At 68.2% G+C, this 23797-nt stretch carries 22 protein-coding genes and 1 pseudogene; 17 read left to right on the top strand and 6 right to left on the bottom strand.

Annotation, left to right across the window (positions count from 1 at the left end; all coding sequences use genetic code 11):
• Positions 1–79 precede the first annotated feature (79 nt).
• Positions 80–1600, top strand: coding sequence for a glycosyltransferase family 87 protein (locus ACGFMM_RS09500; RefSeq protein WP_393645496.1), 1521 nt, complete (start codon positions 80–82; stop codon positions 1598–1600).
• Between the two features lie 32 nt (positions 1601–1632).
• Here the strand turns inward: ACGFMM_RS09500 and ACGFMM_RS09495 are convergent, their stop codons facing one another.
• From ACGFMM_RS09495 to ACGFMM_RS09485, 3 genes are all read right to left on the bottom strand, one after another.
• The gene (locus ACGFMM_RS09495; protein WP_393644799.1) at positions 1633–2664 is read right to left on the bottom strand and encodes an alanine racemase; all 1032 of its coding nucleotides are present in this window, start codon (positions 2662–2664) and stop codon (positions 1633–1635) included.
• A 116-nt stretch (positions 2665–2780) separates the two neighbouring features.
• Positions 2781–3899, bottom strand: coding sequence for a lipid II:glycine glycyltransferase FemX (locus ACGFMM_RS09490; protein WP_393644797.1), 1119 nt, complete (start codon positions 3897–3899; stop codon positions 2781–2783).
• A gap of 127 nt (positions 3900–4026) precedes the next feature.
• Positions 4027–4326 carry a hypothetical protein gene (locus tag ACGFMM_RS09485; RefSeq protein ID WP_393644796.1) on the bottom strand — a complete coding sequence of 100 codons (300 nt, stop codon included), beginning with the start codon at positions 4324–4326 and terminating at the stop codon, positions 4027–4029.
• 284 nt (positions 4327–4610) lie between these two features.
• Here ACGFMM_RS09485 and rpsF point away from each other — a divergent pair, with 284 nt between their 5' ends.
• The 4 genes from rpsF (at position 4611) to rplI (ending at position 6310) form a co-directional block, all read left to right on the top strand.
• Complete coding sequence (gene rpsF, locus ACGFMM_RS09480; RefSeq protein ID WP_004950685.1) at positions 4611–4901, top strand: 30S ribosomal protein S6; 291 nt, start codon at positions 4611–4613, stop codon at positions 4899–4901.
• A gap of 77 nt (positions 4902–4978) precedes the next feature.
• Entirely contained in the window at positions 4979–5551 is a 573-nt protein-coding gene (locus tag ACGFMM_RS09475) for a single-stranded DNA-binding protein (RefSeq protein WP_393644794.1), read from the top strand.
• 57 nt (positions 5552–5608) lie between these two features.
• The gene (rpsR, locus tag ACGFMM_RS09470) at positions 5609–5845 is read left to right on the top strand and encodes a 30S ribosomal protein S18 (protein WP_005315025.1); all 237 of its coding nucleotides are present in this window, start codon (positions 5609–5611) and stop codon (positions 5843–5845) included.
• Positions 5846–5863: 18 nt separating this feature from the next.
• A complete protein-coding gene (gene rplI, locus ACGFMM_RS09465; RefSeq protein WP_318104983.1) occupies positions 5864–6310 on the top strand; it encodes a 50S ribosomal protein L9 in 447 nt (148 codons plus the stop codon).
• A 101-nt stretch (positions 6311–6411) separates the two neighbouring features.
• Here the strand turns inward: rplI and ACGFMM_RS09460 are convergent, their stop codons facing one another.
• Positions 6412–7749 (bottom strand): MATE family efflux transporter, encoded by a 1338-nt coding sequence (locus ACGFMM_RS09460; RefSeq protein ID WP_393644792.1) that lies wholly within the window; start codon positions 7747–7749, stop codon positions 6412–6414.
• A gap of 424 nt (positions 7750–8173) precedes the next feature.
• Here ACGFMM_RS09460 and dnaB point away from each other — a divergent pair, with 424 nt between their 5' ends.
• The 12 genes and pseudogenes from dnaB to ACGFMM_RS09400 all read left to right on the top strand — a co-directional run bounded on the left by dnaB (position 8174) and on the right by ACGFMM_RS09400 (position 22743).
• On the top strand, positions 8174–9661 hold the full coding sequence (gene dnaB, locus ACGFMM_RS09455) for a replicative DNA helicase (protein WP_393644790.1): 1488 nt from the start codon (positions 8174–8176) through the stop codon (positions 9659–9661).
• 205 nt (positions 9662–9866) lie between these two features.
• A complete protein-coding gene (locus ACGFMM_RS09450; RefSeq protein WP_393644788.1) occupies positions 9867–10598 on the top strand; it encodes a TnsA-like heteromeric transposase endonuclease subunit in 732 nt (243 codons plus the stop codon).
• Positions 10595–12729 (top strand): annotated as a pseudogene (locus ACGFMM_RS09445) (helix-turn-helix domain-containing protein). Before ACGFMM_RS09450 ends, ACGFMM_RS09445 begins: the two are co-directional and overlap by 4 nt.
• Positions 12726–13844, top strand: coding sequence for an AAA family ATPase (locus ACGFMM_RS09440; protein WP_393644786.1), 1119 nt, complete (start codon positions 12726–12728; stop codon positions 13842–13844). The pseudogene ACGFMM_RS09445 and the gene ACGFMM_RS09440 overlap by 4 nt, the downstream one beginning before the upstream one ends.
• The gene (locus tag ACGFMM_RS09435) at positions 13841–15136 is read left to right on the top strand and encodes a TniQ family protein (protein WP_393644784.1); all 1296 of its coding nucleotides are present in this window, start codon (positions 13841–13843) and stop codon (positions 15134–15136) included. The genes ACGFMM_RS09440 and ACGFMM_RS09435 overlap by 4 nt, the downstream gene beginning before the upstream one ends.
• A gap of 106 nt (positions 15137–15242) precedes the next feature.
• Positions 15243–16136, top strand: coding sequence for a hypothetical protein (locus ACGFMM_RS09430; protein ID WP_393644783.1), 894 nt, complete (start codon positions 15243–15245; stop codon positions 16134–16136).
• Positions 16137–16151: 15 nt separating this feature from the next.
• On the top strand, positions 16152–16502 hold the full coding sequence (locus ACGFMM_RS09425; protein WP_393645494.1) for a LysR family transcriptional regulator: 351 nt from the start codon (positions 16152–16154) through the stop codon (positions 16500–16502).
• An 83-nt stretch (positions 16503–16585) separates the two neighbouring features.
• On the top strand, positions 16586–17002 hold the full coding sequence (locus tag ACGFMM_RS09420) for a hypothetical protein (RefSeq protein WP_393644781.1): 417 nt from the start codon (positions 16586–16588) through the stop codon (positions 17000–17002).
• A gap of 5 nt (positions 17003–17007) precedes the next feature.
• Complete coding sequence (locus ACGFMM_RS09415) at positions 17008–19689, top strand: KGGVGR-motif variant AAA ATPase (protein WP_393644779.1); 2682 nt, start codon at positions 17008–17010, stop codon at positions 19687–19689.
• Between the two features lie 131 nt (positions 19690–19820).
• Positions 19821–20216 carry a hypothetical protein gene (locus ACGFMM_RS09410; RefSeq protein WP_393644777.1) on the top strand — a complete coding sequence of 132 codons (396 nt, stop codon included), beginning with the start codon at positions 19821–19823 and terminating at the stop codon, positions 20214–20216.
• Positions 20217–20484: 268 nt separating this feature from the next.
• On the top strand, positions 20485–21075 hold the full coding sequence (locus ACGFMM_RS09405) for a hypothetical protein (protein WP_393644775.1): 591 nt from the start codon (positions 20485–20487) through the stop codon (positions 21073–21075).
• A gap of 291 nt (positions 21076–21366) precedes the next feature.
• Positions 21367–22743, top strand: coding sequence for a serine hydrolase domain-containing protein (locus ACGFMM_RS09400; RefSeq protein ID WP_393644774.1), 1377 nt, complete (start codon positions 21367–21369; stop codon positions 22741–22743).
• Positions 22744–22829: 86 nt separating this feature from the next.
• On the opposite strand, the gene ACGFMM_RS09395 is transcribed toward ACGFMM_RS09400, so the two are convergent.
• Positions 22830–23282 carry a GNAT family N-acetyltransferase gene (locus ACGFMM_RS09395; RefSeq protein ID WP_393644772.1) on the bottom strand — a complete coding sequence of 151 codons (453 nt, stop codon included), beginning with the start codon at positions 23280–23282 and terminating at the stop codon, positions 22830–22832.
• A 9-nt stretch (positions 23283–23291) separates the two neighbouring features.
• Positions 23292–23771, bottom strand: a complete 480-nt coding sequence (locus ACGFMM_RS09390; RefSeq protein ID WP_393644770.1) for a MarR family winged helix-turn-helix transcriptional regulator — start codon at positions 23769–23771, stop codon at positions 23292–23294.
• Positions 23772–23797: the final 26 nt, after the last annotated feature.

Genomic DNA, 23797 nt, shown 5'->3' with positions numbered 1-23797 from the left:
GACCAGGACGTACATCCGTACGATCCCGGGCACGGCGGCCCTCGCCGCGTCCCCGGGCGCGTACGGCAGGATGTCCCCCATGCCGAGCCACCAGAACACCCGCCCGCGGCAGGACCGGCCCGTGGTGCAGCCCACCCGACAGGACGAGGTCGCCGCCGCGGGCAGCGCGCTGTTCGGCGGGCCGTTCGGCCGCTGGGCCCGGCCCGGCGGGCACTCCCTCACCCCGGTGCGTGTCGTCGCCCTGGTGGCCATCGGGATGTTCGCGCTGGGCATGGTGCAGAAGCTCCCCTGCTACAACTGGGCGTGGTTCCGCGGGGCCACCTCGCAGTACATGCACGCCTGCTACTCGGACATCCCGCACCTGTTCGTCGGGCGCGGCTTCGCCGACGGGCTGATCCCGTACTTCGACCGGCTCAGCGGCGACATGGAGTACCTGGAGTACCCGGTCCTCACGGGCCTGTTCATGGAGGTCGCGTCCTGGCTGACGCCGGGCGGCGAGGATCTGATGTACCGCGAGCAGATCTACTGGATGGTCAACGCGGGCATGCTGCTGGCCTGCGCCGCGGTCATGGCCGTCTGCGTGGCGCGCACGCACCGCCGCCGCCCCTGGGACGGTCTCCTGGTGGCCCTGGCGCCGGCCTTCGCGCTGACCGCCACCATCAACTGGGACCTGCTCGCCGTGGCCCTCACCGCCGCGGCCATGCTCATGTGGTCGCGCGGCCGCGCGCTCGCCTTCGGCATCCTCATCGGCCTCGCCACGGCGGCCAAGCTCTACCCGGTGCTGCTGCTCGGCCCGCTGTTCCTGCTGTGCTGGCGGGCCTGGAAGTGGCGGGAGTTCGGGGCGGCGCTGCTCGGCGCGGCAGGGTCCTGGCTGGTGGTGAACCTGCCGGTGATGGTGCTGGCGCCGGTCGGCTGGAAGAAGTTCTACACGTTCAGCCAGGAACGCAACGTCGACTTCGGCTCCCTGTGGCTGATCATCACCCAGCGCACCGGCCGGCCGATCGAGCCCGAGACCGCCAACACCTACGCGATCGTGCTGATGCTGCTGGCCTGTGCAGGGATCGCCGCGCTGGCGCTCACCGCGCCCCGCCGGCCGCGCTTCGCGCAGCTCGCGTTCCTGGTCGTGGCGGCGTTCGTGCTCACCAACAAGGTCTACTCGCCGCAGTACGTGCTCTGGCTGATCCCGCTGGCGGCGCTGGCCCGGCCGCGCTGGCGCGACTTCCTGATCTGGCAGACCTGCGAGGTCATGTACTTCCTCGGCATCTGGATGTACCTCGCGTACACGACCAGCGGCAACAAGCAGGGACTGCCCACCGAGGGCTACCAGTTCGCGATCCTGCTGCACCTGCTCGGCACGCTGTTCGTGTGCGCGTTGATCGTCCGCGACATTCTGATGCCGGAGAAGGACGGGGTGCGGCGCGACGGCTCGGACGATCCCTCGGGCGGCGTCCTGGACGGCGCCGAGGACGTCTTCGTACGGGGGAGGGCGGCCCACCCGGCCCGGCACGCGGCACAGGCCGTGGAGGGGCCGCGGGTGGAGTGGGGCGTCCCGACGCCGGAGCAGGGCCTGTCGGGCGGATCAGGGCCGGACAGGGCATAGCGCCTGTCCGGCGGATCAGGGTCTGACAGGGCCTAGCGGTCGACCAGGCGGTCGTACTGGGTGGTCGTGTGGCGCAGGTGGGCGACCAGTTCGTCGCCGACCTTCGGCTCCTGGGCGTCCGAGGGGACGAACAGGATCGACACCTGCATGTGCGGTGGCTCGGCGAACCAGCGCTGCTTGCCCGACCAGACGAACGGCGACAGGTTCCGGTTGACCGTCGCGAGGCCCGCGCGGGCCACGCCCTTGGCCCGCGGCATCACGCCGTGCATCGCCTTGGGGGCCTCCAGGCCCACACCGTGCGAAGTGCCGCCGGCGACGACGACCAGCCAGCCGTCCGAGGCGACCTTCTGCTGCCGGTAGCCGAACCGGTCCCCCTTGGCGACGCGGGTGACGTCGAGCACCGCGCCCCGGTACTCCGTCGCCTCGTGGTCGCCCAGCCACAGCCGGGTGCCGATCCGGGCGCGGAACCGGGTCTGCGGGAACTGCTGCTGCAGCCGCGCCTGCTCCTCGGCCCGCAGATGGCTGACGAACATGGTGTGCAGCGGCAGCCGGGCGGCCCGCAGCCGGTCCATCCAGCCGATGACCTCCTCGACGGCGTCCGTGCCGTCGGTGCGGTCGAGCGGCAGGTGCAGCGCGAAGCCCTCCAGGCGGACGTCCTCGATGGCGCTGTGCAGCTGGCCCAACTCCTCTTCGCGGATGCCGTGCCGCTTCATGGAGCTCATGCACTCGATGACGACGCGGGCGCCCACCAGGGCGTGCACGCCGTCCACCGACGAGACCGAGCGGATCACCCGGTCAGGCAGCGGAACGGGCTCCTCGCCGCGCCGGAAGGGGGTGAGGACCAGCAGGTCGCCGCCGAACCAGTCCTTGATGCTCGCGGCCTCGTAAGTGGTGCCCACGGCCAGCATGTCCGCCCCGAAGCGTGCCGCCTCGTCGGCCAGCCGCTCGTGCCCGAAGCCGTATCCGTTGCCCTTGCAGACCGGCACCAGGCCCGGGAACTGCTGGATCACGGACTTCTGGTGCGCCCGCCAGCGAGCGGTGTCGACGTAGAGGGAGAGCGCCATGGCCGGTCCGGAGCCTTTCTGTGGGGGCGATGCATCAAAGGGCAGTGCGTCAAAGGGCGGTGCATCAAAGACGTGTACGAATGACGTGCACGAGAACTACGAGACTACGCAACCACTCAGCGGCGCGACATGTAGATGTCCAGTGCCTTGTGGAGCAGCTTGTTCAGCGGGAAGTCCCACTCACCGACGTACTCGACGGCCTCGCCGCCCGTGCCGACCTTGAACTGGATCAGGCCGAAGAGGTGGTCGGTCTCGTCGAGCGAGTCCGAGATGCCGCGCAGGTCGTAGACCGTGGCGCCCATCGCGTACGCGTCGCGCAGCATGCGCCACTGCATGGCGTTCGACGGCCGGACCTCGCGGCCGATGTTGTCGGAGGCGCCGTAGGAGTACCAGACGTGGCCGCCGACGACGAGCATGGTCGCGGCGGACAGGTTCACGCCGTCGTGGCGGGCGAAGTAGAGCCGCATGCGGTTGGAGTCCTCGGCGTTGAGGACGGACCACATGCGCTGGAAGTACGACAGCGGGCGGGGCCGGAACTTGTCGCGGACCGCGGTGATCTCGTACAGGCGCTGCCACTCGGCGAGGTCCTCGTAGCCGCCCTGAACGACCTCGACGCCGGCCTTCTCGGCCTTCTTGATGTTGCGCCGCCACAGCTGGTTGAAGCCCTTGAGGACGTCGTCCAGGGAGCGGTTGGCCAGCGGGACCTGGAAGACATAGCGGGGCTGGACGTCGCCGAAGCCGGCGCCGCCGTCCTCGCCCTGCTGCCAGCCCATGCGGCGCAGGCGGTCGGCGACCTCGAAGGCGCGCGGCTCGATGTGGGTGGCCTGGACGTCCTTGAGGCGCTTCACGTCCGGGTCCTGGATGCCGGACTTGATGGCGGCCGCGTCCCAGCGGCGGATGACGACCGGCGGGCCCATCTTCACGGAGAAGGCGCCCTGCTGCTTCAGGTGCGTCAGCATCGGCTGCAGCCAGTCGTCGAGGTTGGGGGCGTACCAGTTGATGACCGGGCCCTCGGGCAGGTACGCGAGGTAGCGCTTGAGCTTCGGCAGCTGGCGGTAGAGCACCAGGCCGGCGCCGACGAGCTCGCCGTTCTTGTCGAACCAGCCGAGGTTCTCCGAGCGCCACTCGGTCTTCACGTCCGCCCATGCAGGGACCTGGCAGTGGCTCGCCGCGGGCAGGCTCTGGATGTACGCCAGATGCTGCTCACGGCTGATGGTCCTCAGGGTCAGGCTCATGCGGGGCGCTCCTCGGCTGGTGTGTCCCCTTCGGTACAGGGGCTCCGGCTCTCGCGCGAAGCCTACTGTGACCGGGGAGCGCCCCGAATGGCGTGTGTCCCTCGGCCGGCGGCCGACCCGGGACGGCTCAGGCGAGGCCGCCGTAGAACATGCCGAGATAGAACCCCACGCCCGAGGCGCCCAGTCCGACGATCAAGGCGAAGCGCTCCCTCGTGGTCACGGAGATGAACTGTCCGTACGCCCCCGTCAGGATGCCGATCAGCCCGGACCACGAGGCCAGCACATGCAGGTCGTGGAACTGCGCGGTGATGAAGGAGAGGACTCCGAGGAAGAGCGTCACCCCGACCAGGGTGTCCTGGAGCGGGTGCGGCTTGCCGTCGGTGGCGAAGAGGGAGTGGCCGGTGTTGGGTCGCATTGCCTGAGCCATGGGGCACCTCCTGGCGTGCCTGCCGGAAGGCGGCGCATGGTAGCGCCGCCCGTATCCGATGTGTACAGATTGCGTCCCCCCACCGCCGGATTTCAACCGGAAGCCGATGTGCGGGTACTCTGTACGGTCTGCGCCGGTGTCTGCCCAGGCCCGCCTCTGGGCCCGACAGCGCCCCTCGCTCGCCGAGGGGGATTGTCAGTGGTCGCCGATACCGTCGCTACGCATCACGACCCTCCTGCCACGGAACGACCGTGGCCGCTGAGTCCAAAGGAGGTGGGTTCCACATGCGTCACTACGAGGTGATGGTCATCCTCGACCCCGATCTCGAGGAGCGCGCTGTCTCCCCGCTGATCGAGAACTTCCTCTCCGTCGTCCGTGAGGGCAACGGAAAGGTCGAGAAGGTCGACACCTGGGGCCGTCGTCGTCTCGCCTACGAGATCAAGAAGAAGCCCGAGGGCATCTACTCGGTCATCGACCTGCAGGCCGAGCCTGCGGTCGTCAAGGAGCTCGACCGCCAGATGAACCTGAACGAGTCGGTCCTCCGGACCAAGGTCCTCCGCCCCGAGACCCACTGAGCGTCTTCCGCTCAGAGGTCAAAGGGTTCGAGTAGCCCGTAACAAGCAGCCAAGCAATCCCGCCGAGAGGTTCACCCATGGCAGGCGAGACCGTCATCACGGTCGTCGGCAATCTCGTCGACGACCCCGAGCTGCGCTTCACCCCCTCCGGTGCCGCGGTAGCAAAGTTCCGCGTCGCGTCCACTCCGCGCACCTTCGACCGTCAGACCAACGAGTGGAAGGACGGCGAGAGCCTGTTCCTGACCTGCTCGGTCTGGCGTCAGGCCGCGGAGAACGTCGCCGAGTCGCTTCAGAAGGGCATGCGCGTCGTCGTGCAGGGCCGGCTGAAGCAGCGGTCGTACGACGACCGCGAGGGCGTCAAGCGCACGGTCTTCGAGCTGGACGTCGAGGAAGTCGGCCCCAGCCTGCGCAACGCCACGGCCAAGGTCACCCGCACCACCGGTCGCGGTGGCCAGGGCGGCTACGGCGGCGGTGGGCAGCAGCAGCAGGGCGGCGGCTGGGGTGGAAACTCCGGCGGCGGCCAGGGCGGCCAGCCTGCCGACGACCCCTGGGCGACCGGAGCTCCCTCCGGTGGCCAGCAGCAGGGCGGCGGGGGCGGCTGGGGTGGAAACTCCAGCGGCGGCGGCTACTCGGACGAGCCTCCCTTCTAGGGCCACGCCCTCGAAGCAGCTCGTACCCCCACTTCTTGATCACACAGGAGAAACACCATGGCGAAGCCGCCTGTGCGCAAGCCTAAGAAGAAGGTCTGCGCGTTCTGCAAGGACAAGACCGCGTACGTGGACTACAAGGACACGAACATGCTGCGGAAGTTCATTTCCGACCGCGGCAAGATCCGTGCCCGTCGCGTGACCGGCAACTGCACGCAGCACCAGCGTGACGTCGCCACGGCCGTCAAGAACAGCCGTGAGATGGCGCTGCTGCCCTACACGTCCACCGCGCGATAAGGGAAGGGTGACCGAACAATGAAGATCATCCTGACCCACGAGGTCTCTGGCCTCGGCACCGCCGGCGACGTCGTCGACGTCAAGGACGGCTACGCTCGCAACTACCTGGTCCCGCGTGGTTTCGCGATCCGCTGGACCAAGGGTGGCGAGAAGGACGTGGCGCAGATCCGCCGCGCCCGCAAGATCCACGAGATCGCGACCATCGAGCAGGCCAACGAGATCAAGGCCCAGCTCGAGGGCACGAAGGTGCGCCTGGCCGTTCGCTCCGGCGACGCCGGCCGTCTCTTCGGCTCCGTGACCCCGGGTGACGTCGCTGCGGCGATCAAGGCCGCGGGTGGCCCGGACGTGGACAAGCGCCGCGTCGAGCTCGGTTCGCCGATCAAGACCCTGGGCTCGCACCAGGTGTCCGTGCGTCTGCACCCCGAGGTTGCCGCGAAGCTCGGCGTCGAGGTCGTCGCCGCGTAACGCTGCTCCAGCAGTACAGAAGGGCCGCACCCTCGGGTGCGGCCCTTCTGGCATGTTTCACGTGAAACAGCGTGGTTTCACGTGAAACACCGCGTTCTGCGTCATCGGGTGGCGCCGGTGACGATCCAGCGTCCGGAGCGTGCCCGCCGCCACAGAGTGAGCAGGCGGACGGTCATCATCAGGGTCATCGCCCACCACAGCGCGGTCAGTCCGCCGCCGAGGGTGGGGATCAGGAGGGCGACCGGGGCGAAGACCGCCAGGGTCAGCAGCATCGCCCAGGCCAGGTACGGGCCGTCGCCCGCGCCCATCAGAACGCCGTCGAGGACGAACACCACGCCGGCGATCGGCTGCGAGAGCGCCACCACGAGCAGTGCGGGGAGCAGGGTCTCGTGCAGGGCGGGGTCGGAGCTGAAGAGCGGGATGAACAGCGGGCGGGCGAGGACGATGAGCACGCCGAGGACCAGCCCGGAGGCCACGCCCCACTGGACCATGCGGCGGCAGGCCTGACGGGCTCCCTCGGCGTCGTCGGCCCCGAGGTAGCGGCCGATGATGGCCTGGCCGGCGATGGCGATGGCGTCCAGGGCGAAGGCCGTGAGGCTCCACAGGGAGAGCAGGATCTGGTGGGCGGCGACGTCGGTGTCGCCGAGGCGGGCCGCGACGGCGGTGGCGATCAACAGGACGGCGCGCAGCGAGAGGGTGCGCACGAGGAGGGGGGCACCGGCCTGGGCGCTGGCCCGGATGCCGGCGGGGTCGGGGCGCAGGGAGGCGCCGTGCCGGCGGGCGCCGCGGACCACGACGACCAGATAGGCGGCGGCCATGCCGCACTGGGCGGCGACGGTGCCCCAGGCGGAGCCGGCGATCCCGAGATCGGCGCCGTAGACGAGCCCCAGGTTGAGGAGCGCGTTGGCGGCGAAGCCCCCGACGGCGACGTACAGGGGGGTGCGGGTGTTCTGGAGCCCGCGCAGGACGCCGCTGGCCGCCAGGACGACGAGCATGGCCGGGATGCCGAGGCTGGAGATGCGCAGATAGGTGACGGCGTACGGGGCGGCGGTGTCCGAGGCTCCGAACAGCCCGACGAGCCAGGGGGCAGCGGGCAGGGTGACGGCGATGACGGCCGCGCCGAGGAGGAGGGCGAGCCAGATGCCGTCCATGCCCTGGCGTATGGCCGCCTGGAGGTCGCCGGCGCCGACGCGGCGGGCGACGGCCGCGGTGGTGGCGTAGGCGAGGAAGACGAAGACGCTGACGGCGGTGGTGAGCAGGGCGGCCGCGATGGCGAGGCCGGCGAGCTGCGGGGTGCCGAGGTGGCCGACGATGGCGCTGTCGACCATGACGAACAGCGGCTCGGCGACGAGCGCGCCGAAGGCCGGGACGGCGAGAGAGATGATCTCGCGGTCGTGCTGCCGGCGGACGGCCTTGGGGGGCGCGGGGGCCTGGGTCATGGGCTCAATCTAATCTTCCACAGGTAAGAGATGCAATCCCTTTGCAGTCCTTACAGATCGTCGGAGTGGGGCTTGGGGTGTGCGCCGTTTGTTCTGATCTTGGCCCGGTGGGGAAACTTTTTCTCCCCCACAGCCCGTGGATGGAAAACATGCAGGTCAGATGGGTGTCAGTGCTGCTGGTATGAACTTGTCCACATGGCTGTCCCCCGGTCCGTGCACAGGTTCCGGCGGGTTCTCCACAGCATCTGGGCGTTCACCCACAGACCCTGTGGATAACCAGATTGGCTGACGGTGCCCGCGGGCCTACCGTGGTCCGGCGCCCGACGCGCCAGAAGCGGAGTCAAAGTCTCTTGTTTGTCCGAGCCGTGGCGTAAGAAAGAGTGGCACGGTGAGGTCCGCGGTGCGGACGGGAGGAGGTGGCTTGGTGAGTATTCCCGAGCCCTTGGACGACCCCTGGGCGGACACCGGGCCCAGTGACCGTCTGCCCGTCACCCGGCAGCGCGGCGACGGCCGGGGACGCGGCCGGGGCCGTGACGACCAGCACGACCGCGGCCCCGAGGGCGGCCCCTGGGACGGCGGACTGTCGGCCTTCGAGCGGGTGCCCCCGCAGGACCTCGACGCCGAGCAGTCCGTGCTCGGCGGCATGCTGCTCTCCAAGGACGCCATCGCGGACGTCGTGGAGATCATCAAGGGCCACGACTTCTACAAGCCCGCGCACGAGATCGTCTACAGCGCGATCCTCGACCTGTACGCGAAGGGCGAGCCCGCCGACCCCATCACGGTCGGCGCCGAGCTCACCAAGCGCGGTGAGATCACCCGCGTCGGTGGCGCCTCGTATCTGCACACCCTGGTGCAGTCCGTGCCGACGGCCGCCAACGCCTCGTACTACGCGGAGATCGTCCACGAGCGCGCGGTGCTCCGCCGTCTGGTGGAGGCCGGCACCAAGATCACGCAGATGGGCTATGCGGCCGACGGCGACGTCGACGAGATCGTGAACTCCGCTCAGGCGGAGATCTACGCGGTCACCGAGCAGCGCACCACCGAGGACTACCTGCCGCTCGGCGACATCATGGAGGGCGCGCTCGACGAGATCGAGGCGATCGGCTCCCGCAGCGGCGAGATGACCGGTGTGCCCACCGGCTTCTCCGATCTCGACCAGCTCACCAACGGGCTGCACCCCGGTCAGATGATCATCATCGCGGCGCGTCCCGCCATGGGTAAGTCCACGCTCGCGCTGGACTTCGCCCGGGCGGCCTCCATCAAGCACGACCTGCCCAGCGTCATCTTCTCCCTCGAAATGGGCCGCAACGAGATCGCGATGCGCCTGCTCTCGGCGGAGGCCCGGGTCGCGCTGCACCACATGCGCTCCGGCACCATGACCGACGAGGACTGGACCCGGCTCGCCCGCCGGATGCCGGACGTCTCCCAGGCCCCGCTCTACATCGACGACTCGCCGAACCTGTCGATGATGGAGATCCGGGCCAAATGCCGGCGGCTCAAGCAGCGCGCCGGGTTGAAGCTGGTCATCATCGACTACCTGCAGCTCATGCAGTCCGGCGGCTCCAAGCGGTCCGAGAGCCGGCAGCAGGAGGTCTCGGACATGAGCCGTAACCTCAAGCTGCTCGCCAAGGAGCTGGAGCTGCCGGTGATCGCGCTCTCGCAGCTGAACCGTGGCCCCGAACAGCGCACCGACAAGAAGCCCATGGTCTCCGACCTGCGAGAGTCGGGTTCCATCGAGCAGGACGCCGACATGGTCATCCTGCTCCACCGCGAGGACGCCTACGAGAAGGAGTCCCCGCGCGCCGGCGAGGCCGACATCATCGTCGGCAAGCACCGAAACGGCCCGACGGCCACCATCACCGTCGCCTTCCAGGGCCACTACTCCCGCTTCGTGGACATGGCCCAGACCTGACGCACCCGCCTGTAGGTTCTCAAATCCGGTGTCATTTTCTCAGTCGTGATGTCATCAGGCTGGCCGATCTGACACGGGATTGAGAACCGCTGATCACTGCCGTCACTCGTTCGGGTGGCCTTGCTTCGGGCCCGGCGCGGGAGTCTCACTCGAATGCGAACGTAACGCTCGCGGGGGAGGCTGCCGACGATCCGGGGGGTGACTCATGGCGGCAGGGCTGAGCGCGGCATCGATCACCGTGAGTATTCGGGGAGCGAACGGCAGCCTGATCGAGAACCGGGAGTGGACCGGGACCTCGATCGACCAGCTTGCGGCGGCGGCACCCTGGCGGATCTTCCGCTGGTACAGGGGCCAACGGCACTACTCGGGTACCTACTGGTCCGCCAGAATGCGCGATCACGTCACCTACGAGTCGCGCCTCGAACTCGCGCGGCTCCTCTTCGCTGATTTCGATCCGTCCGTACGGCGAGTCGTGGCCCAGCCCTTCCTGCTCAAGGCCGAGGTGGACGGGGCTGTGCGCAAGCACATCCCGGACTATCTCCTGGTCACTGACGAGGGGCCTGTGGTCGTGGATGTGAAGCCACTGCACCGGTTGTCCAAGCCGGAGGTGGCCTTCACTTTCGGTTGGACCCGTGAGGTGGTGGAGGTCCGCGGGTGGAGGTACGAGGTCTGGAGCGAGCCACCCGTGACGCAGATGGAGAACATCCGCTTCCTGTCGGGCTACCGCAGAGACTGGCTGTTTGATCGTGGGCTCGTCGACGAGCTCCGAGGCGCTGAGCTCGACGGAGTCTCTCTGCGTCGCGCGGCGGCCAGCTTGCCCAGCCGCCCGGAGGAGCAAGTTCGTTCTGCGGTCTATCACTTGCTGTGGACACGCGAGCTCATGGTGGATCTCGACCAGCCGTTTAGCCCGGCGCACGTGCTCAGGAGGACGGCATGACCAGGGCCGGAGCGCGGGTCGGTGTCGGTACACACTTCCGCTACGACGGGGAGACCGTCGAGGTGGTCGAGATGGCCGCCACCACGGCCGGCAGCGAGGTCGTCCTCAAGGATGGCCAGGGCCGACTCCTGCGTCTGTCCTTGCGGGAACTGCTCTTCTCCGACCGGGCCACTCTCATCCCCGAGGGGCCGGGACCGTCCTCGGACGATGCCGAGGAGATCGCCTCGGTGGTACTGGGGCAGTTGGATGAGGAGCACAGGCGGAAGATCCTGGAGCGGGCCGAGCACATTCGCGAACTCCTCACGGGATATCGGTCCGGCAGTACCGAACTTGCGCGTGAGGGCGAACCGCGAGCTCCGTACACGTCGACGCTGTCGCTGGACGCGCGCTATGCGGCGAAAGCTGCTGAACTCGGAGTCACCGATCGCACCATTCGAAGGTGGGTCGCCGACTATCGCCGACACGGTGAGGCTGGCCTGGTCCAGCGGACAAGTCCCCAGGCACGGCCCTTCGGCAGGGCCGACGATCGATGGGTGGAGACCGCGCTGGAAGTCATGGTCGAGCACACCGGAGAGTCGAAGCCATCACGCAAGATGGTCATAGAGCGGACTCAGGCCCGGGTGATCGCGCGGTTCGGTCCTGACGTCGTACCGCAGCCCAGCCCAGCCAAGCCACGGCCTACCGGGTGCTCACGGAGCTGGAGCGGCGACACCCGCTGTTCCGGCTGAGTACGAAGCGGAACCGAGATATCGCGGATCGGCCGGAGGGCCCGTACGGGAAGCTGCGGCCGACGCGGCCCGGTGAGTATCTGCTGATGGACTCCACCCGCTTGGACGTCTTCGCGTTCGACCCGCTGACGCTGAAGTGGGTTCAGGCCGAGCTGAGTGTCGGGATGGACTGGTACTCCCGCTGCATCACGGGGATCCGGCTTACGCCGGTCTCGACGAAGGCGGTGGATGTCAGCGCGGTGCTGTTCCAGTCGTTTCGGCCGCGGCCGGCGGGGCGGGACTGGCCTCGGCACGCGGTCTGGCCCGAGCACGGCATTCCCCGCACCGTCCTGGTCGACGTCGAGGGCGCCACCGGGCCGGGGCTCGCCTCGCCGCCCCTGGTTCCCGAGACGCTGGTGGTCGACCACGGCAAGGTCTACGTCTCGGAGCACCTGACCAGCGTCTGCCGCCGGATGGGCATCTCCATCCAGCCAGCCCGGCTGCGGACGGGCCGCGACAAGGGGCCGGTCGAGCGCTACTTCCGGACCCTGCGGGAGGGACTGCTGCAGGTGCTGCCCGGCTACAAGGGGCCCGACATCCACTCGCGGGGCGAGAGCCCGGAGGACGACGCGTTCTTCTTCCTCGACGAGCTTGAGGCGATCATCGGGGAGTGGACCGCGGCGGTCTATCACTGCAGGCCGCACTCCAGCCTGGTCGATCCCGGCCTGCCGGGTCTGAGGATGTCCCCGGCGAAGATGTTCGAGCACGGCATGGCCCGCGCCGGCTACATCGAGGTTCCCCGGGATCGCGATCTCGCGTTCGAGTTCCTGCAGACGAAATGGCGCACGGTCCAGCACTACGGGGTCGAGATCGGCCGCCGCCGCTACAGCGGCCCCGGCCTGCCCGAGCCGGGAGTCCGCAGCCCCTACGACAGCCCGATCAAGAACGGCTGGCCATTCCAGGTGGACCCCGACGACATCACCCGGATCTACTTCCGTGATCCGGCCACTCGGGCCTGGCACACACTGGTCTGGGAGCACGCACCGTCGGCCGAGATGCCGCTGAGCGAGGACGCGCTGACGTTCGCCCGGAAGTTGGCGGCCTCGAAGTATCGCTTCCCCGATGACCGGCTTGCCGTCGCTGACTTGTTGGAGCGGTGGAATCTCGGCCTGGGCACCACGATTGCCGAGCGGCGCATGGCCCTGCGGCTCTCGCGAGAACAGGCCGCCATCGAACTTCCGGAGAGTGAGGCGGAAACGGTCGTCTCACTTCCCTCCGTACGCAAAGCCCTCGGCCAGGACGAGCAGACCGCGGAACTGCGGGAGCCCGACGTGGTGACGGAGATGGGGGACGATGACGAGGCTGATCTGGAGGACCTCGCCGGGGAAGACGACTTCTACGCCGATGCCCTGGAGGACGTGTGAATGACGGCAGCGTTCCGCAGCCGGGCAGTCTTGCCTTGTCGCGGAAGGAGGACTTCAAGGCGTTCGCCGAGAGCCCTCGCCGCAGCCGGCCCGACCTGCTGACCCGCAAGCAGCTGAAGTCCCTTCCCACACAGGCACGGGCAGACTACGAACGTCAGCGCCGGCAGTGGCACGCGAACATCGGCCCGGTCAAGACGCCGCAACTGACAGAGCTCCATGAAGACCTTTGGGACATCGTCGACAGCAACGAACAGGATGGCGACAAGGCCAAAGGGGCAGTGGCCGTCGACGCGTTCCCGGGGCTGGGCAAGACGACCTCGGTGCTGGCTTTCGCTCGGGACTTCCACCAGCGGGAGATCGAGGAGTCGGGAGCGTTCACGAGCCAAGGGCACGAGCGGATCCCGGTCTGCCGGGTCGGACTGACCGGGAACACCGGAATGAAGGATCTCAACCGGGCCATGCTGGAGTTCTTCGGTCACCCCGGACAGATGCGGGGGACCATCGCCCAGTTCGGACGGCGGGTGCTGGACTGCGTGCTGTCCTGTGCTGTCCGCCTGGTGGTTCTGGACGATCTGCACTTCTTGAAATGGGGGCAGAAGAGCGGCATCGAGGTGAGCAACCACCTGAAGTGGATCGCCAACGAGTTCCCGGTGACGTTGCTGATGGTGGGGGTCGAGCTCGCGAAGAAGGGCCTGTTCGGCGAGGGAACGAACGGGCGCGACACAGCTCTGGCCCAGACCGGCCGCCGCACCACCCGCCTCGGACTTCGTCCGTTCACCATCGATACGGAGGCCGGGCGCCGGGAATGGCGGCAGATGCTCCTGGCCCTCGAACAGCGCGTCGTGCTCACCGACAAGCACCCCGGCATGCTCGCCGACGATCTGTCGGACTACCTCTTCGCCCGCAGCACCGGACACATCGGCTCGCTGATGACGCTGATCAACCGCAGTTGCCAGCGGGCGGTCCGCACCGGCGCCGAATGTCTTGACCAGGAGCTCATGGACCGGGTGAAGAACGACGAGGCGTCCGAGGCTGCCCGCCTCGAACTTCAGGCCGCGCTGGAGAAGAAGCGGCTGACCAGCCGTCCACGGCCCCGGAGCCGACGACCCGCATGAGAACGCCGGTCCGCACCTTGCCGATCCGCCTGCCTCCACTGCCCGGCGAGGCCCTGGACTCATGGCTGGAGGCGACAGCCAGACGGATGGACACCGCGCTCGGTGACGTCATGCTGCACTTCGGCTTCCCGGTCCGGCACCGGGCCGGGAACCAGTTCCGGGGCATCCCGGCAGACTGGACGATCTTCCTCGACGAGCGATTGGCCGCCGCTGTCGCACACGCCACCGGCGCGGTCCCGGAGGCCGTCACCGCGATGACCCTGGCGCACTATGACGGACGGGCCCTGCAGCTGAGTTCCGGAGGCCGGGCTGTGACACGGCATGTCCTTTGGGGACGCGGAAGCGGATCCCGGTTCTGCCCGGACTGCCTCCACTCCAGCGATGGGCGCTGGCAACTGTCCTGGCGGCTCGGTTTCTCGTTCGCCTGCACCCGGCACCGCCGCCTGCTGGCGGACCGCTGCCCGCACTGCGGACGGGTCCCACGGCAGCGGCCCCGTTCCGGCCGGTCCGTTCCCTGGCCTGAACTCTGCGGCAATCCGCCGATCCGCCCCGGCGGTCCGATCACGGCGGGCTGCGGCACCGACCTGACCCGTGCTTCGACGCTTCTTCTCCCCCCTGGCCACCCGGTTCTCATGGCACAGGACCGGATATCCGAGATCATCGACGAGGCCACGGCTGCCTTCGGTCCCTACCGGACCTCTCCCCAGCCGGCATCGGCGGTGCTGGCGGACATCCGGGCCCTGGGCATCCGCGTCCTGAGCGACCTGCCGGCAGCTGTCCTACGGGAACAGATCCCGACTGACATCGCCGAAGCACACCTCAGCACCGATCCGGCCTCCCCGCACACCGGACAGGCGACGGAACGTCCGGGGTTCATGGCCCCGCCCCGAGCCGCGGACACCGCCGTCGCGGTCACCGTGGCCCTGAGCATCCTGGAGCAACCAGGAATCCAACCGGCCGGCGAGGCCCTGCGGGACCTGCTGGAAGCAGTACGCGAGGAACTCGCGCAGATCTCCGCGACCAGCATCGACAGCTGGGGCGCCGGGGGATCAGCCCGGTGCTGCAGTCCGTGCACCTGGCCGCCCTCGCCCCTTCCCTCCGCCCCAGCGAATACGTCCGCTACCGCATCACGACCGAGACTCCCCGCCGACCGACCAGGACCACGCAAGACATCGAGCAGCGAGCCAGGAAGATCCCCACGATGTTCTGGCCGCCCTGGACGATCGGGCTCTCACCACCCGAAGGAATCCACGCGCGGGCTCTGGCCCCCGTTCTCGCCGCCCTGCTGCTGATCCCCGACAGCCGCACATCCCTGGACCAGGCAGCCGGCCTGATCGGCAACGCCATCGACGGCATCGAGGTGTCACGACTCCTCCAGGAACTCGACGACCTTCCGCAATGGCCGGGCATCGCCACTGCCCTGGACCGGCTCGTCGACTACCTCGATACCAACAGCACCCCATCGACTACGGCCGGCGCCGATTCCTGGACTACACCGGCCTGCTTCCTCATGACCGCTGGCTGGAGATCTGCCGCCGCACGGGAACACCACCGGGAACCGGACGGCGCGAACGCATCGCCCGCAGCCAGCTCTTCCAACGTCTCAGCGGCCTGCCCGCCGAGTCTCTCCCCGACGACCTGGGCGGGCTCGACAGCGCAGAGTTCCGGGCGACGTCCTTGCGGTTCACCGCGCTTCAGACCCCCGAACTCGCGCACGCCCTCCAGCAGGAAGCCCTCAACTTCCTGGCCTCACACCACATCCACGACGAGCCCGTGACCTGGCAGCCTCCCGCCACCTTGCTGGCAGGACTCTCCCTTCCCGGCCCCGACCCGGCGCGCGTCGACCTACCCCGCCTGCACCAGCTCGTCCGCGAACGCCAGCACCCCGTTCAGCACGCCGCCCAGGTCCTGGGCACGACCGTCGAGGCCGTCCGGCATGTTCTCGACGAACACCCAGCCCCCGCACCCCCGCTGACAAAGAACGCCGCCAGAGCCACCGGCCGCATCCGGCAGCAAGCCCGGCAAGCCATTCCGGCACAGGGCTTCACCCGGCTCTACCTCGACGAACACCGGTCCCTCCAGCAGATCGCCACCCTCACCGGCTTCTCCCGCAGCGTGCTGACCGGCCTCGCCAAGGACTACGGCATCCCGCTCCGCGAGGGCCCCAAGGACTACAAGCGCCGCGGCACCGTCGAACGGGACTGGCTCATCGAGCAGTACGTCCACCGCTGCCGGACCCTGCCCGACCTCGCCCGAGAAGCCGGCATGAGCACCGCGAACATGGCCCGCTGATCCCACACCCACAACATCCCACTCCGGCCGCGAGGCGGAGCCAGCCACCAGACCGCCCTCCGCACCGCCGACGAAGCCGAGACTCTCCCCGCTATCCTCCGCAAAGCACTGACCAGCCCATATGCACGCCAGCGGCTCTCGCGCTTCCTAGCAGCGCGGTCCTATCCCACCCTCACCGATGCAGCCCGAGACCTCGGCATCCACCAGTCGACCCTGGTGATCCAAATCAACCGCCTCGAAGCGGACCTCGGAGAGCCGCTGTTTGAACGCGCGGAACGCGGCCGGGCCATGAAGCTGACTCCCTTCGGTGAGAAGGTCATCGCGGCCATCCGCACCATGCCCGGCCGGTACACGAGTCAGACCTGATCTCAAGGGTCATCAGCCTGAACTATGAGCCTGTGTTGTCCACATGAAGCACTACGACTTCTTAGCCCGAGTAATCTGACGCCATGGTGGACGTGGGGGTCGGCGAGTTGCGACGGAGCCGTGATCGGCTCGCCAAGCAGGGAGAAGCCGCCGAGCAAGCAGGCGACGAAGCGATCGGCGGTCTGCTGCTCTTCTACGCTGCCGAGTGTGGGCTGAAGGCCGAGGTGCTGCGTTGGGTTCTTGGTCGCGAGGACACCTCGGCTTTGCCCGATGACCTGCGGAGCCACAATCTACGTCGCCTGGCCAAGGCGCTGAGGCTCCAAGACCCGGGGCCCGGACCGGACCCATTGCGATGCCACCGGCATAAGGGTGGCACCTGGATCGAGGGCCACCAGCTTCATGAGGCATGGCGCTATGGTGCAGAGCTACGTGCCGATGATCAGAAGGCGGCTTTGGAAGTTCTAAGGGGACTGGTGAAGGAAGCCAGGAAGGGATCTTGAGCGGTATGACTGGCAAGCTCTTCACCTGGGTTGACGTCGATGCTCAGCTGGCAGAGGCAGCTGTTGATGGCCAGTGGCCACAGTGGTTGCTGGAGGTCGACGCTTGGTGGGATGGGTTGGAGCTGACGGTTCTCCCGGGAACCGATACTGCTGTGGTTCAGGTGTGGCTGGACAGCCAGTTCGGTCTGGGATCAGCCGTCGAACATGAGGGATCCCTGGAACTTGCCCTTGACCGCCCATCGTCCCAAACTTCTAAGTCGCTGCCTGTGATTCTGGTCGAGTCGACCGAATCCAGTACTGTTCCACGTCGTCCGAAGCTCAGTGAGCGCCGTGTCACCTCAGCTCTGAGTGACGCGCTTCCGCGCCCGGCGAGCTCGCAGTTCGAGGGCGATAGGCAGCTGATTGCCTTTCACTCCTTCAAAGGTGGCGTAGGGCGTACGCTGCATGCGGTGGCGCTGGCTGACCGTCTAGCCGCGCAGGGGCAGCATGTCCTCCTCATTGATGCGGATTTGGAGGCGCCAGGCATCACCTGGATGTATCAGGCGCAGGGTGGCCGATGCGACATTGCGTACGAGGATGTCCTGGCCCTTCTTCATTCCTCGCAGCAGGGCGATCCGACTCAGGCGGTGGAGATTGCCGCCGCGTACCTTCCGAATCAGGGAGTCTCGCGGTACCCCGGGAAGGGCCGTGTGACGGTCCTTCCGGCCAGTCGGCGCACGCGGCTCGGACCGCCCCGGATCGGACCAGCTGACCTGCTGACTGAGGACCGCTCTCCGTATTTCCTCAGCGAATCCCTAGTAGCCCTCGCTGTCGCTGCTGAGGCTGACACCGTCGTTCTGGACCTCCGGGCCGGGGCCTCGGAGTTGGCCGCACCGGTCCTGCTGGACCCTCGGGTGATGCGGGTTTTCGTCACAACGATTAGTAGCCAATCCCTCCAAGGAACCGAGACCATGATCCGGCAGCTGGGGGCACAGTCTCCCGCAGTGGCGGGGATGGACCCTGCTCCTGGTGCGATCGTGACGCAGTATCGGCTTGACGTCCACGACAGCCATGCCGAGGAGGCGCGGAGGGGTCTTGCGGGTGCGCTGTCGTCCACGATCGACCTCGTGGGCGCGGCTGCAAATGAGTGCGCACCGGAGGATCTTGCAGTAGACGAGCAGGTGTTGACTGAGCCGGTTCTGAGCCCGTTCCGCGAGGAATTGTTGGCGCTTCCGCAAAGTTGGGACGCAGTGGTGGAGGTCGTCCGGCGCTGTGGTCTTCCTGGCCTGCTTGCTGAATTCGCCCCAAGCGTGGCATCAAAGGTAGCTACCGGTCCTGAGGAACCAACCACGCTGGACGATCGCCGGCGGGCCCTAGAGGGCACCGCACGCCAGCTTGTTTTTGCTGAGCAGCGCGGTATGGACTCCGGACTCGGGTTTCTTACTACCGAGCCGGTTCGCCGACTAATCGCGGATCACAGCACCGACCTTCCAGTAACGGTTGTGGTCGGTGCGAAGGGTGCGGGTAAGACATTCACGTTCGCCAGGATGTGTGCCGCAGGAACTTGGGAAGCATTTGCCCAAGAGAACGGTCAGGATGTTGAGCGGGCCGCGCTGGTAATCCCCGTTCTGGATCCGGTCAACATCGCTGAGCCACATGCGGACGCGATGTCGCCCCAGAAGCTCAGAGATCAGGCGGCAGGCGGGTCCGGTATTACTGCAGACGAGATCCGCAGCCATCTCAATGCAGGCATCCGGGACGAGCGTTCTGAAGACCCGGAGTTCTGGAGGAAGCACTGGCTGGAGTGCCTGGCCTTGTCGGCAGGTGCCGAACAGGGGCGATCTGCAGAAGAATTTCTGATCGAGCGAACGTTGGACGCGTCTGGATCCTGCCTCTTCGTCATTGATGGCTTGGAGGATTGGCTGGAGTCGCTGGATACGGAACCGAGGAGAATCGCGCTTCGGACTCTGTTGATCGAGGTACCAGCCTGGCTCCGCCGGCTTAGGAGTCGCTCAGTCGGCCTCGTGGTCTTCGTACGCCAGGACTTGGTTCGCGCGGCGATCAGACAGAATCTCGGCCAATTCCTCAACCGCTATGGCCCCTACGAGCTGCGCTGGGACACTGAGGACGCCCTCCGACTCTCACTCTGGGTGGCGACGAATGCCGAGGCGGTGGTGACCCCGGACTTGCCGATCGCCGACATGGGCTACGACGAGATTGTCCACGCGCTCCTTCCCCTCTGGGGGGCGAAACTCGGGACTGCTAGCTCACGCGAGGCATGGAGCGAGCGGTGGGTCCCCGCAGCCCTCGCGGACTTCAACGAGCAGATCCAGGCCCGTGATGTCGTCCGATTCCTCTGTGAGGCAGCGGACGCATCTGTGGGAGATGGACGCTGGCCAGACAGACTGTTGACCCCGTCGGCCATGCGTCACGCTCTGGGCGCTTGTAGCCGTGCGAAGGTGGAGGAGATCAATCAGGAGAATCCACGCCTCGGAAAGCTCCTGCGTGACATGTCGACCTTCTCGGACTCCGTGAAGATGCCTTTCGACGCGGCAGATTTGAAGCTCACGGCAGACGATATTGAGGCTCTTGAGCAGTGGGGCGCGCTGGCAAGAGATGCCGACGGACGCTACCGAATGCCTGAGATCTACCGCCATGCACTTGGTTTCCGTACCCAAGGCAGGGCACGCGTGGTCCGCAGTCTGTAAGACTGGGCGTGTAGGGCCGTCAACTCAACAGCGGGGGTCGGATCTAAGTCAGATCCGACCCCCGCTGAGATCTGCAGGTCGCGTCCACCCGACCTTTCGGTCCTGCGGAGCCTTCTTGGCATCATCGCGGCATGACCCCGACCCTTCCCCGCACCGTCCGAGCCGTCGACACCGCTCAGCTCCTGGACCTGGCCCAGGAGGCCGCCATGCATGGCTTCAGCCAGCGGCTTCCGGTCGACTGGCTACGAGATCACCTCGCTGCAGAGGCGACGCACTACCTGTTCCCGACGCTCGTGCAGCGGCTCACGCACCGTCCCGAGGTGCCGCTGCAGTGGAGGTGCCAGCAACTGCTGACCGTCAGCACCGGCGAACAGATCTGGGGTCTCATCGACGTCCTTCCCGAGACCTTCGACAAGATCCCGGAGACCTTGGACACGGCGTCTAAGAAGGACATCGTCAACCGCATTGAGCAAGCAGTGAAGGTGCGGGAGTGGATGGAACGGATGGCTGTCGATTCAGGTTCGTGACGCTCCGGCCAGCGCTGTCGGCGTGCCCCTGAGAGTGCACCACGGAATACAGAGCGTTGGGTGAGATGGGGCCGGGCTGACAGGCTGCATTCGTGGCCCTCGACGATGCCTGGACGCCGGTTGGGCCGAAACCACCCCCGAGCAGACCAGGGAGGCTGCCGTTTTCCGGTGCTGGCGGCCTCGGGACCGGCCCCATCTCGCCGCACTCTAAGCGCAGGGTCTGACAATTCAGACCGGACAGCACGTTCAGGTGGTCGACAATGAGCGCATGGACGTCGCTGAGTTGCTCGAAGTAGCTTCCCTGCTGGTTCCGGAAGAGGCCGCCACCGAGAACGACATCACGGTGCGAGACATCTGGGACTACCTCGTCCACGACGAGTGGGAGATTGCCCTGGGCCTGCTGGAGGAGCTCGGGGACGCTCGCTCGCTCCCTCTGGCGTTCTGGGAGCAGCTCGCTGAAGCGGCTGAGCAGCTCCGGCTGGAGCGGAGCGCGACGTGGTGCCATTGGCGATGCTCCGAGATCCGCAACGGTGTGATCCGGGCGGATCTGACTCTCGGCCCTGCCGCCGAGGCCCGACGCACGACGCCAATCTCCGGTGCCGGTGTTCTGCGGCCCATGTGGGACATCGGACTTTTCTCACCCACCGGCGGACGCGCGGTCAGCATCGCTGGGCTCTGGGTTGAGAACATGCCCATGCTGGAGCCCGGCGGGCGAGCCACGGTTCGCCTTGTGCCCCTCACTCCCTCCCACTGGACGCACGTCCAGCCCGGCCAGCAGATCACCATGCACGAGGACCGAGCCGTGGCCGGCACCGCAGTCATCCTGGAGGTTTGCCGCCCCGCCGGCGCGATGACATGAGCCGCTGGCGCACGTATCTCCGTACGTGGTGGTGCACTCAGACCGGGTGCGCGGATATGCGGTGCAGCCGGCTGGACAGTCTGAGGAAATGACACCGATCTGAGACAGCCGCCTGCCGACACGTCGTGAGACTGGAGGGGAACGTCCAGGTCATAGCGTCGGCGCATGACATCGAAAGTGAGAACCTACACCGCCCGCCCGGGGGACACTGGGTTCGGCGGTGGGTGAAATGGGTTCGGCGGTGGGTGAAATGGAGTCGACGGGGGTCGGGGGACGGCGTTGGATCGGGGTATGACCTCATCCTTCGAAGCTCTGCTGCCGTCCACCGAGCGGGCGTTGCTGCATCGTGTCGCCGTCGCCCAGGCCGAGGGGCGGGCGCCGTCACTGGTCGGGGCCGTGGCCCGGGACGGGCGGACCGTGTGGTCCGGCTCGCGGAGCTGTGTGGACGGGCATGCGCCGGACGATGACACGCAGTACCGCATCGGCTCGATCACCAAGGTGTTCACCGCCGTCCTCGTCATGCGGCTGCGCGACGAGGGGCTGCTCGATCTGGCCGACCCGCTGGAGAAGCACCTTCCGGAGACGGGGGTCGGAGAGGTCACCGTCGCCCAACTCCTCGGCCACGGCGCGGGACTGGCCGCCGAGTCGCCCGCGCCCTGGTGGGAGCGGACCCCGGGGACCGAGCGCCCCACGCTCGGCGACGTGCTGGGCGACAAGCCGCTGCTGCACCCCTCCGGGCGTGGCCACCACTACTCCAACCCCGGCTACACGCTGCTCGGTTCGCTGGTCGAGGCGGTCCGCGGGGTGTCGTGGGAGGAGGCGCTGCGCACCGAGATCCTGGAGCCGCTGGGGCTGACCCGGACGACGGCGCAGCCGGTCGCCCCGCACGCCGGCGGCTGGGCCGTACACCCCTGGGCCGATGTCATGCTGCCGGAACCCGCCCAGGACCTGGGGCTGATGGCCCCGGCCGGCCAGCTCTGGTCGACGGCAGCGGACCTGTGCCGGTTCGCCGTCTTCCTCGCCGAGGGGGACGACCGGGTGCTCGGCGCCGCCTCGGTCGCCGAGATGCGCACGCCCGCCGTGCCGCCGGCAGCGGGGGACTGGGAGGGCGGCTACGGCCTGGGCGTGCAGCTGCTGCGCCGGGACGGGCGGACCTACATCGGCCACACGGGCTCGCTGCCCGGCTTCGTGGCCTGCCTGTGGGTGAGCGTCGAGGACGGCGTCGCGGCGGTCGCGCTCGCCAACGCCACCTCGGGCCCGATGGTCGGGACGGTCGCCGCCGATCTCGTCAGGATCGTGGCCGAGGCGGAGCCGCGGATCCCCGAGCCGTGGAGGCCCCTGCCGGAGGTGGACCAGGAGCTGCTCGCGCTGACCGGCCCCTGGTACTGGGGCACGTACGCCTACGGGCTGCGCCTGGAGAGGGACGGCGGCGTGACCCTGGAGCCGCTGCGCGGCGCCGGACGCCGGGCCCGGTTCCGGGCGTTGCCGGGTGGCGGCTGGGTCGGCCTGAACGGCTACTACGCGGGTGAGACCCTCAGGGCGGTGCGCCGCGGCGACGGTTCGGTGAGCCATCTGGACCTGGGCTCGTTCGTCTTCACCCGGGAGCCGTACGAGCCGGGCGACGCCGTGCCGGGCGGGGTGGACGAGGAGGGCTGGCGCGGCCTGTGAGCCGCTGTTTCACGTGAAACGGGGCCGCAGGGGCGGGACTGTGCCGCGCTCCCGCTCCCGCGCCCCGTTCGCGTCTGTGTGGGTCCTCAGAGCGCCATCTTGAAGCCGACGTGGGAGGCGGTGAAGCCGAGCCGGGTGTAGAAGCGGTGGGCGTCGGTACGGGAGGCGTCGGAGGTCAGCTGCACCAACTGGCAGCCCAGACGGCGGGACTCCTCGATCGCCCACTCCATGAGCTGGGTTCCGAGCCCGTTGCCCCGCTCGCTTTCGTGGACCCGGACGGCCTCGATGATCGAGCGGGTCGCGCCCTTGCGGGACAGCCCGGGGATGACCGTCAGCTGCATGGTGCCGACCACGTTGCCGGCGCGGACGGCGACGACCAGGTGCTGGTTCGGATCCTGCTCGAGCCGGTCGAAGGCCTCCTCGTACGGGCTGAGGTCGTCGGGGGACTCGCGCTGCTCACCGAGCGGGTCGTGGGCGAGCATCGCCACGACGGCCGGGATGTCCTCGCGCTGGGCGGGCCGTATCTCAAGATCGCTCATGAGCGCAGGCTACGCCTCGACCGGCGCGGGGTCGCCAGGGGCTCGGAGTGCCTCGACGGCCCGTACCAGAGGGGCCAGTTCGGGGTCCTCGGCGGCCGTGTCCAGCGCCTCGCGCAGCGCCGCGTCGTTGGTGGGCCGGGCCTCTTCCAGGAGCGCGCGGCCGGCGTCGGTCACGTCGGTGTAGATGCCCCGGCGGTCGGTCGCGCAGATGTAGCGGGTGAGCAGACCGCGGTCCTCCAGACGGCCCACGAGCCGGGTGGTGGCGCTCTGGCTCAGGACGACGGCGTCCGCGACCTGCTTCATCTGGAGGTGGCCGCCCGGGCCCGCGTGCTGGCGGCCGAGCACGTTGAGCAGGGAGTACTCGCGCAGGCTCAGCCCGTGCCCCGCCTCCAGAGCGCGCTCGACGTGGGACTCGATCCTGCCGTGGAGCAGCGAGAGGGCACACCAGCTCTGGGCGAGGGCGGTGAGCGCGGGGTCGGTCGCGGTCATGAAGGTCTCCTGAGTCGGCAGCGGCC

The organism is Streptomyces sp. NPDC048604, from assembly GCF_043199435.1.
Taxonomy (GTDB): Bacteria; Actinomycetota; Actinomycetes; order Streptomycetales; family Streptomycetaceae; genus Streptomyces.
Note: the sequence above shows the minus strand (reverse complement) of the source record. Positions and strands in the feature narration are given on the sequence as shown.

Bases quoted from the DNA above. Each gene is read 5' to 3' on its own strand.
- ACGFMM_RS09500 (WP_393645496.1), top strand. From the start codon at position 80: ATGCCGAGCCACCAGAACACCCGCCCGCGGCAGGACCGGCCCGTGGTG.
- ACGFMM_RS09495 (WP_393644799.1), bottom strand. From the start codon at position 2,664: ATGGCGCTCTCCCTCTACGTCGACACCGCTCGCTGGCGGGCGCACCAG.
- ACGFMM_RS09490 (WP_393644797.1), bottom strand. From the start codon at position 3,899: ATGAGCCTGACCCTGAGGACCATCAGCCGTGAGCAGCATCTGGCGTAC.
- ACGFMM_RS09485 (WP_393644796.1), bottom strand. From the start codon at position 4,326: ATGGCTCAGGCAATGCGACCCAACACCGGCCACTCCCTCTTCGCCACC.
- rpsF (WP_004950685.1), top strand. From the start codon at position 4,611: ATGCGTCACTACGAGGTGATGGTCATCCTCGACCCCGATCTCGAGGAG.
- ACGFMM_RS09475 (WP_393644794.1), top strand. From the start codon at position 4,979: ATGGCAGGCGAGACCGTCATCACGGTCGTCGGCAATCTCGTCGACGAC.
- rpsR (WP_005315025.1), top strand. From the start codon at position 5,609: ATGGCGAAGCCGCCTGTGCGCAAGCCTAAGAAGAAGGTCTGCGCGTTC.
- rplI (WP_318104983.1), top strand. From the start codon at position 5,864: ATGAAGATCATCCTGACCCACGAGGTCTCTGGCCTCGGCACCGCCGGC.
- ACGFMM_RS09460 (WP_393644792.1), bottom strand. From the start codon at position 7,749: ATGACCCAGGCCCCCGCGCCCCCCAAGGCCGTCCGCCGGCAGCACGAC.
- ACGFMM_RS09450 (WP_393644788.1), top strand. From the start codon at position 9,867: ATGGCGGCAGGGCTGAGCGCGGCATCGATCACCGTGAGTATTCGGGGA.
- ACGFMM_RS09435 (WP_393644784.1), top strand. From the start codon at position 13,841: ATGAGAACGCCGGTCCGCACCTTGCCGATCCGCCTGCCTCCACTGCCC.
- ACGFMM_RS09430 (WP_393644783.1), top strand. From the start codon at position 15,243: ATGGCCGGGCATCGCCACTGCCCTGGACCGGCTCGTCGACTACCTCGA.
- ACGFMM_RS09420 (WP_393644781.1), top strand. From the start codon at position 16,586: ATGGTGGACGTGGGGGTCGGCGAGTTGCGACGGAGCCGTGATCGGCTC.
- ACGFMM_RS09415 (WP_393644779.1), top strand. From the start codon at position 17,008: ATGACTGGCAAGCTCTTCACCTGGGTTGACGTCGATGCTCAGCTGGCA.
- ACGFMM_RS09410 (WP_393644777.1), top strand. From the start codon at position 19,821: ATGACCCCGACCCTTCCCCGCACCGTCCGAGCCGTCGACACCGCTCAG.
- ACGFMM_RS09405 (WP_393644775.1), top strand. From the start codon at position 20,485: ATGGACGTCGCTGAGTTGCTCGAAGTAGCTTCCCTGCTGGTTCCGGAA.
- ACGFMM_RS09400 (WP_393644774.1), top strand. From the start codon at position 21,367: ATGACCTCATCCTTCGAAGCTCTGCTGCCGTCCACCGAGCGGGCGTTG.
- ACGFMM_RS09395 (WP_393644772.1), bottom strand. From the start codon at position 23,282: ATGAGCGATCTTGAGATACGGCCCGCCCAGCGCGAGGACATCCCGGCC.
- ACGFMM_RS09390 (WP_393644770.1), bottom strand. From the start codon at position 23,771: ATGACCGCGACCGACCCCGCGCTCACCGCCCTCGCCCAGAGCTGGTGT.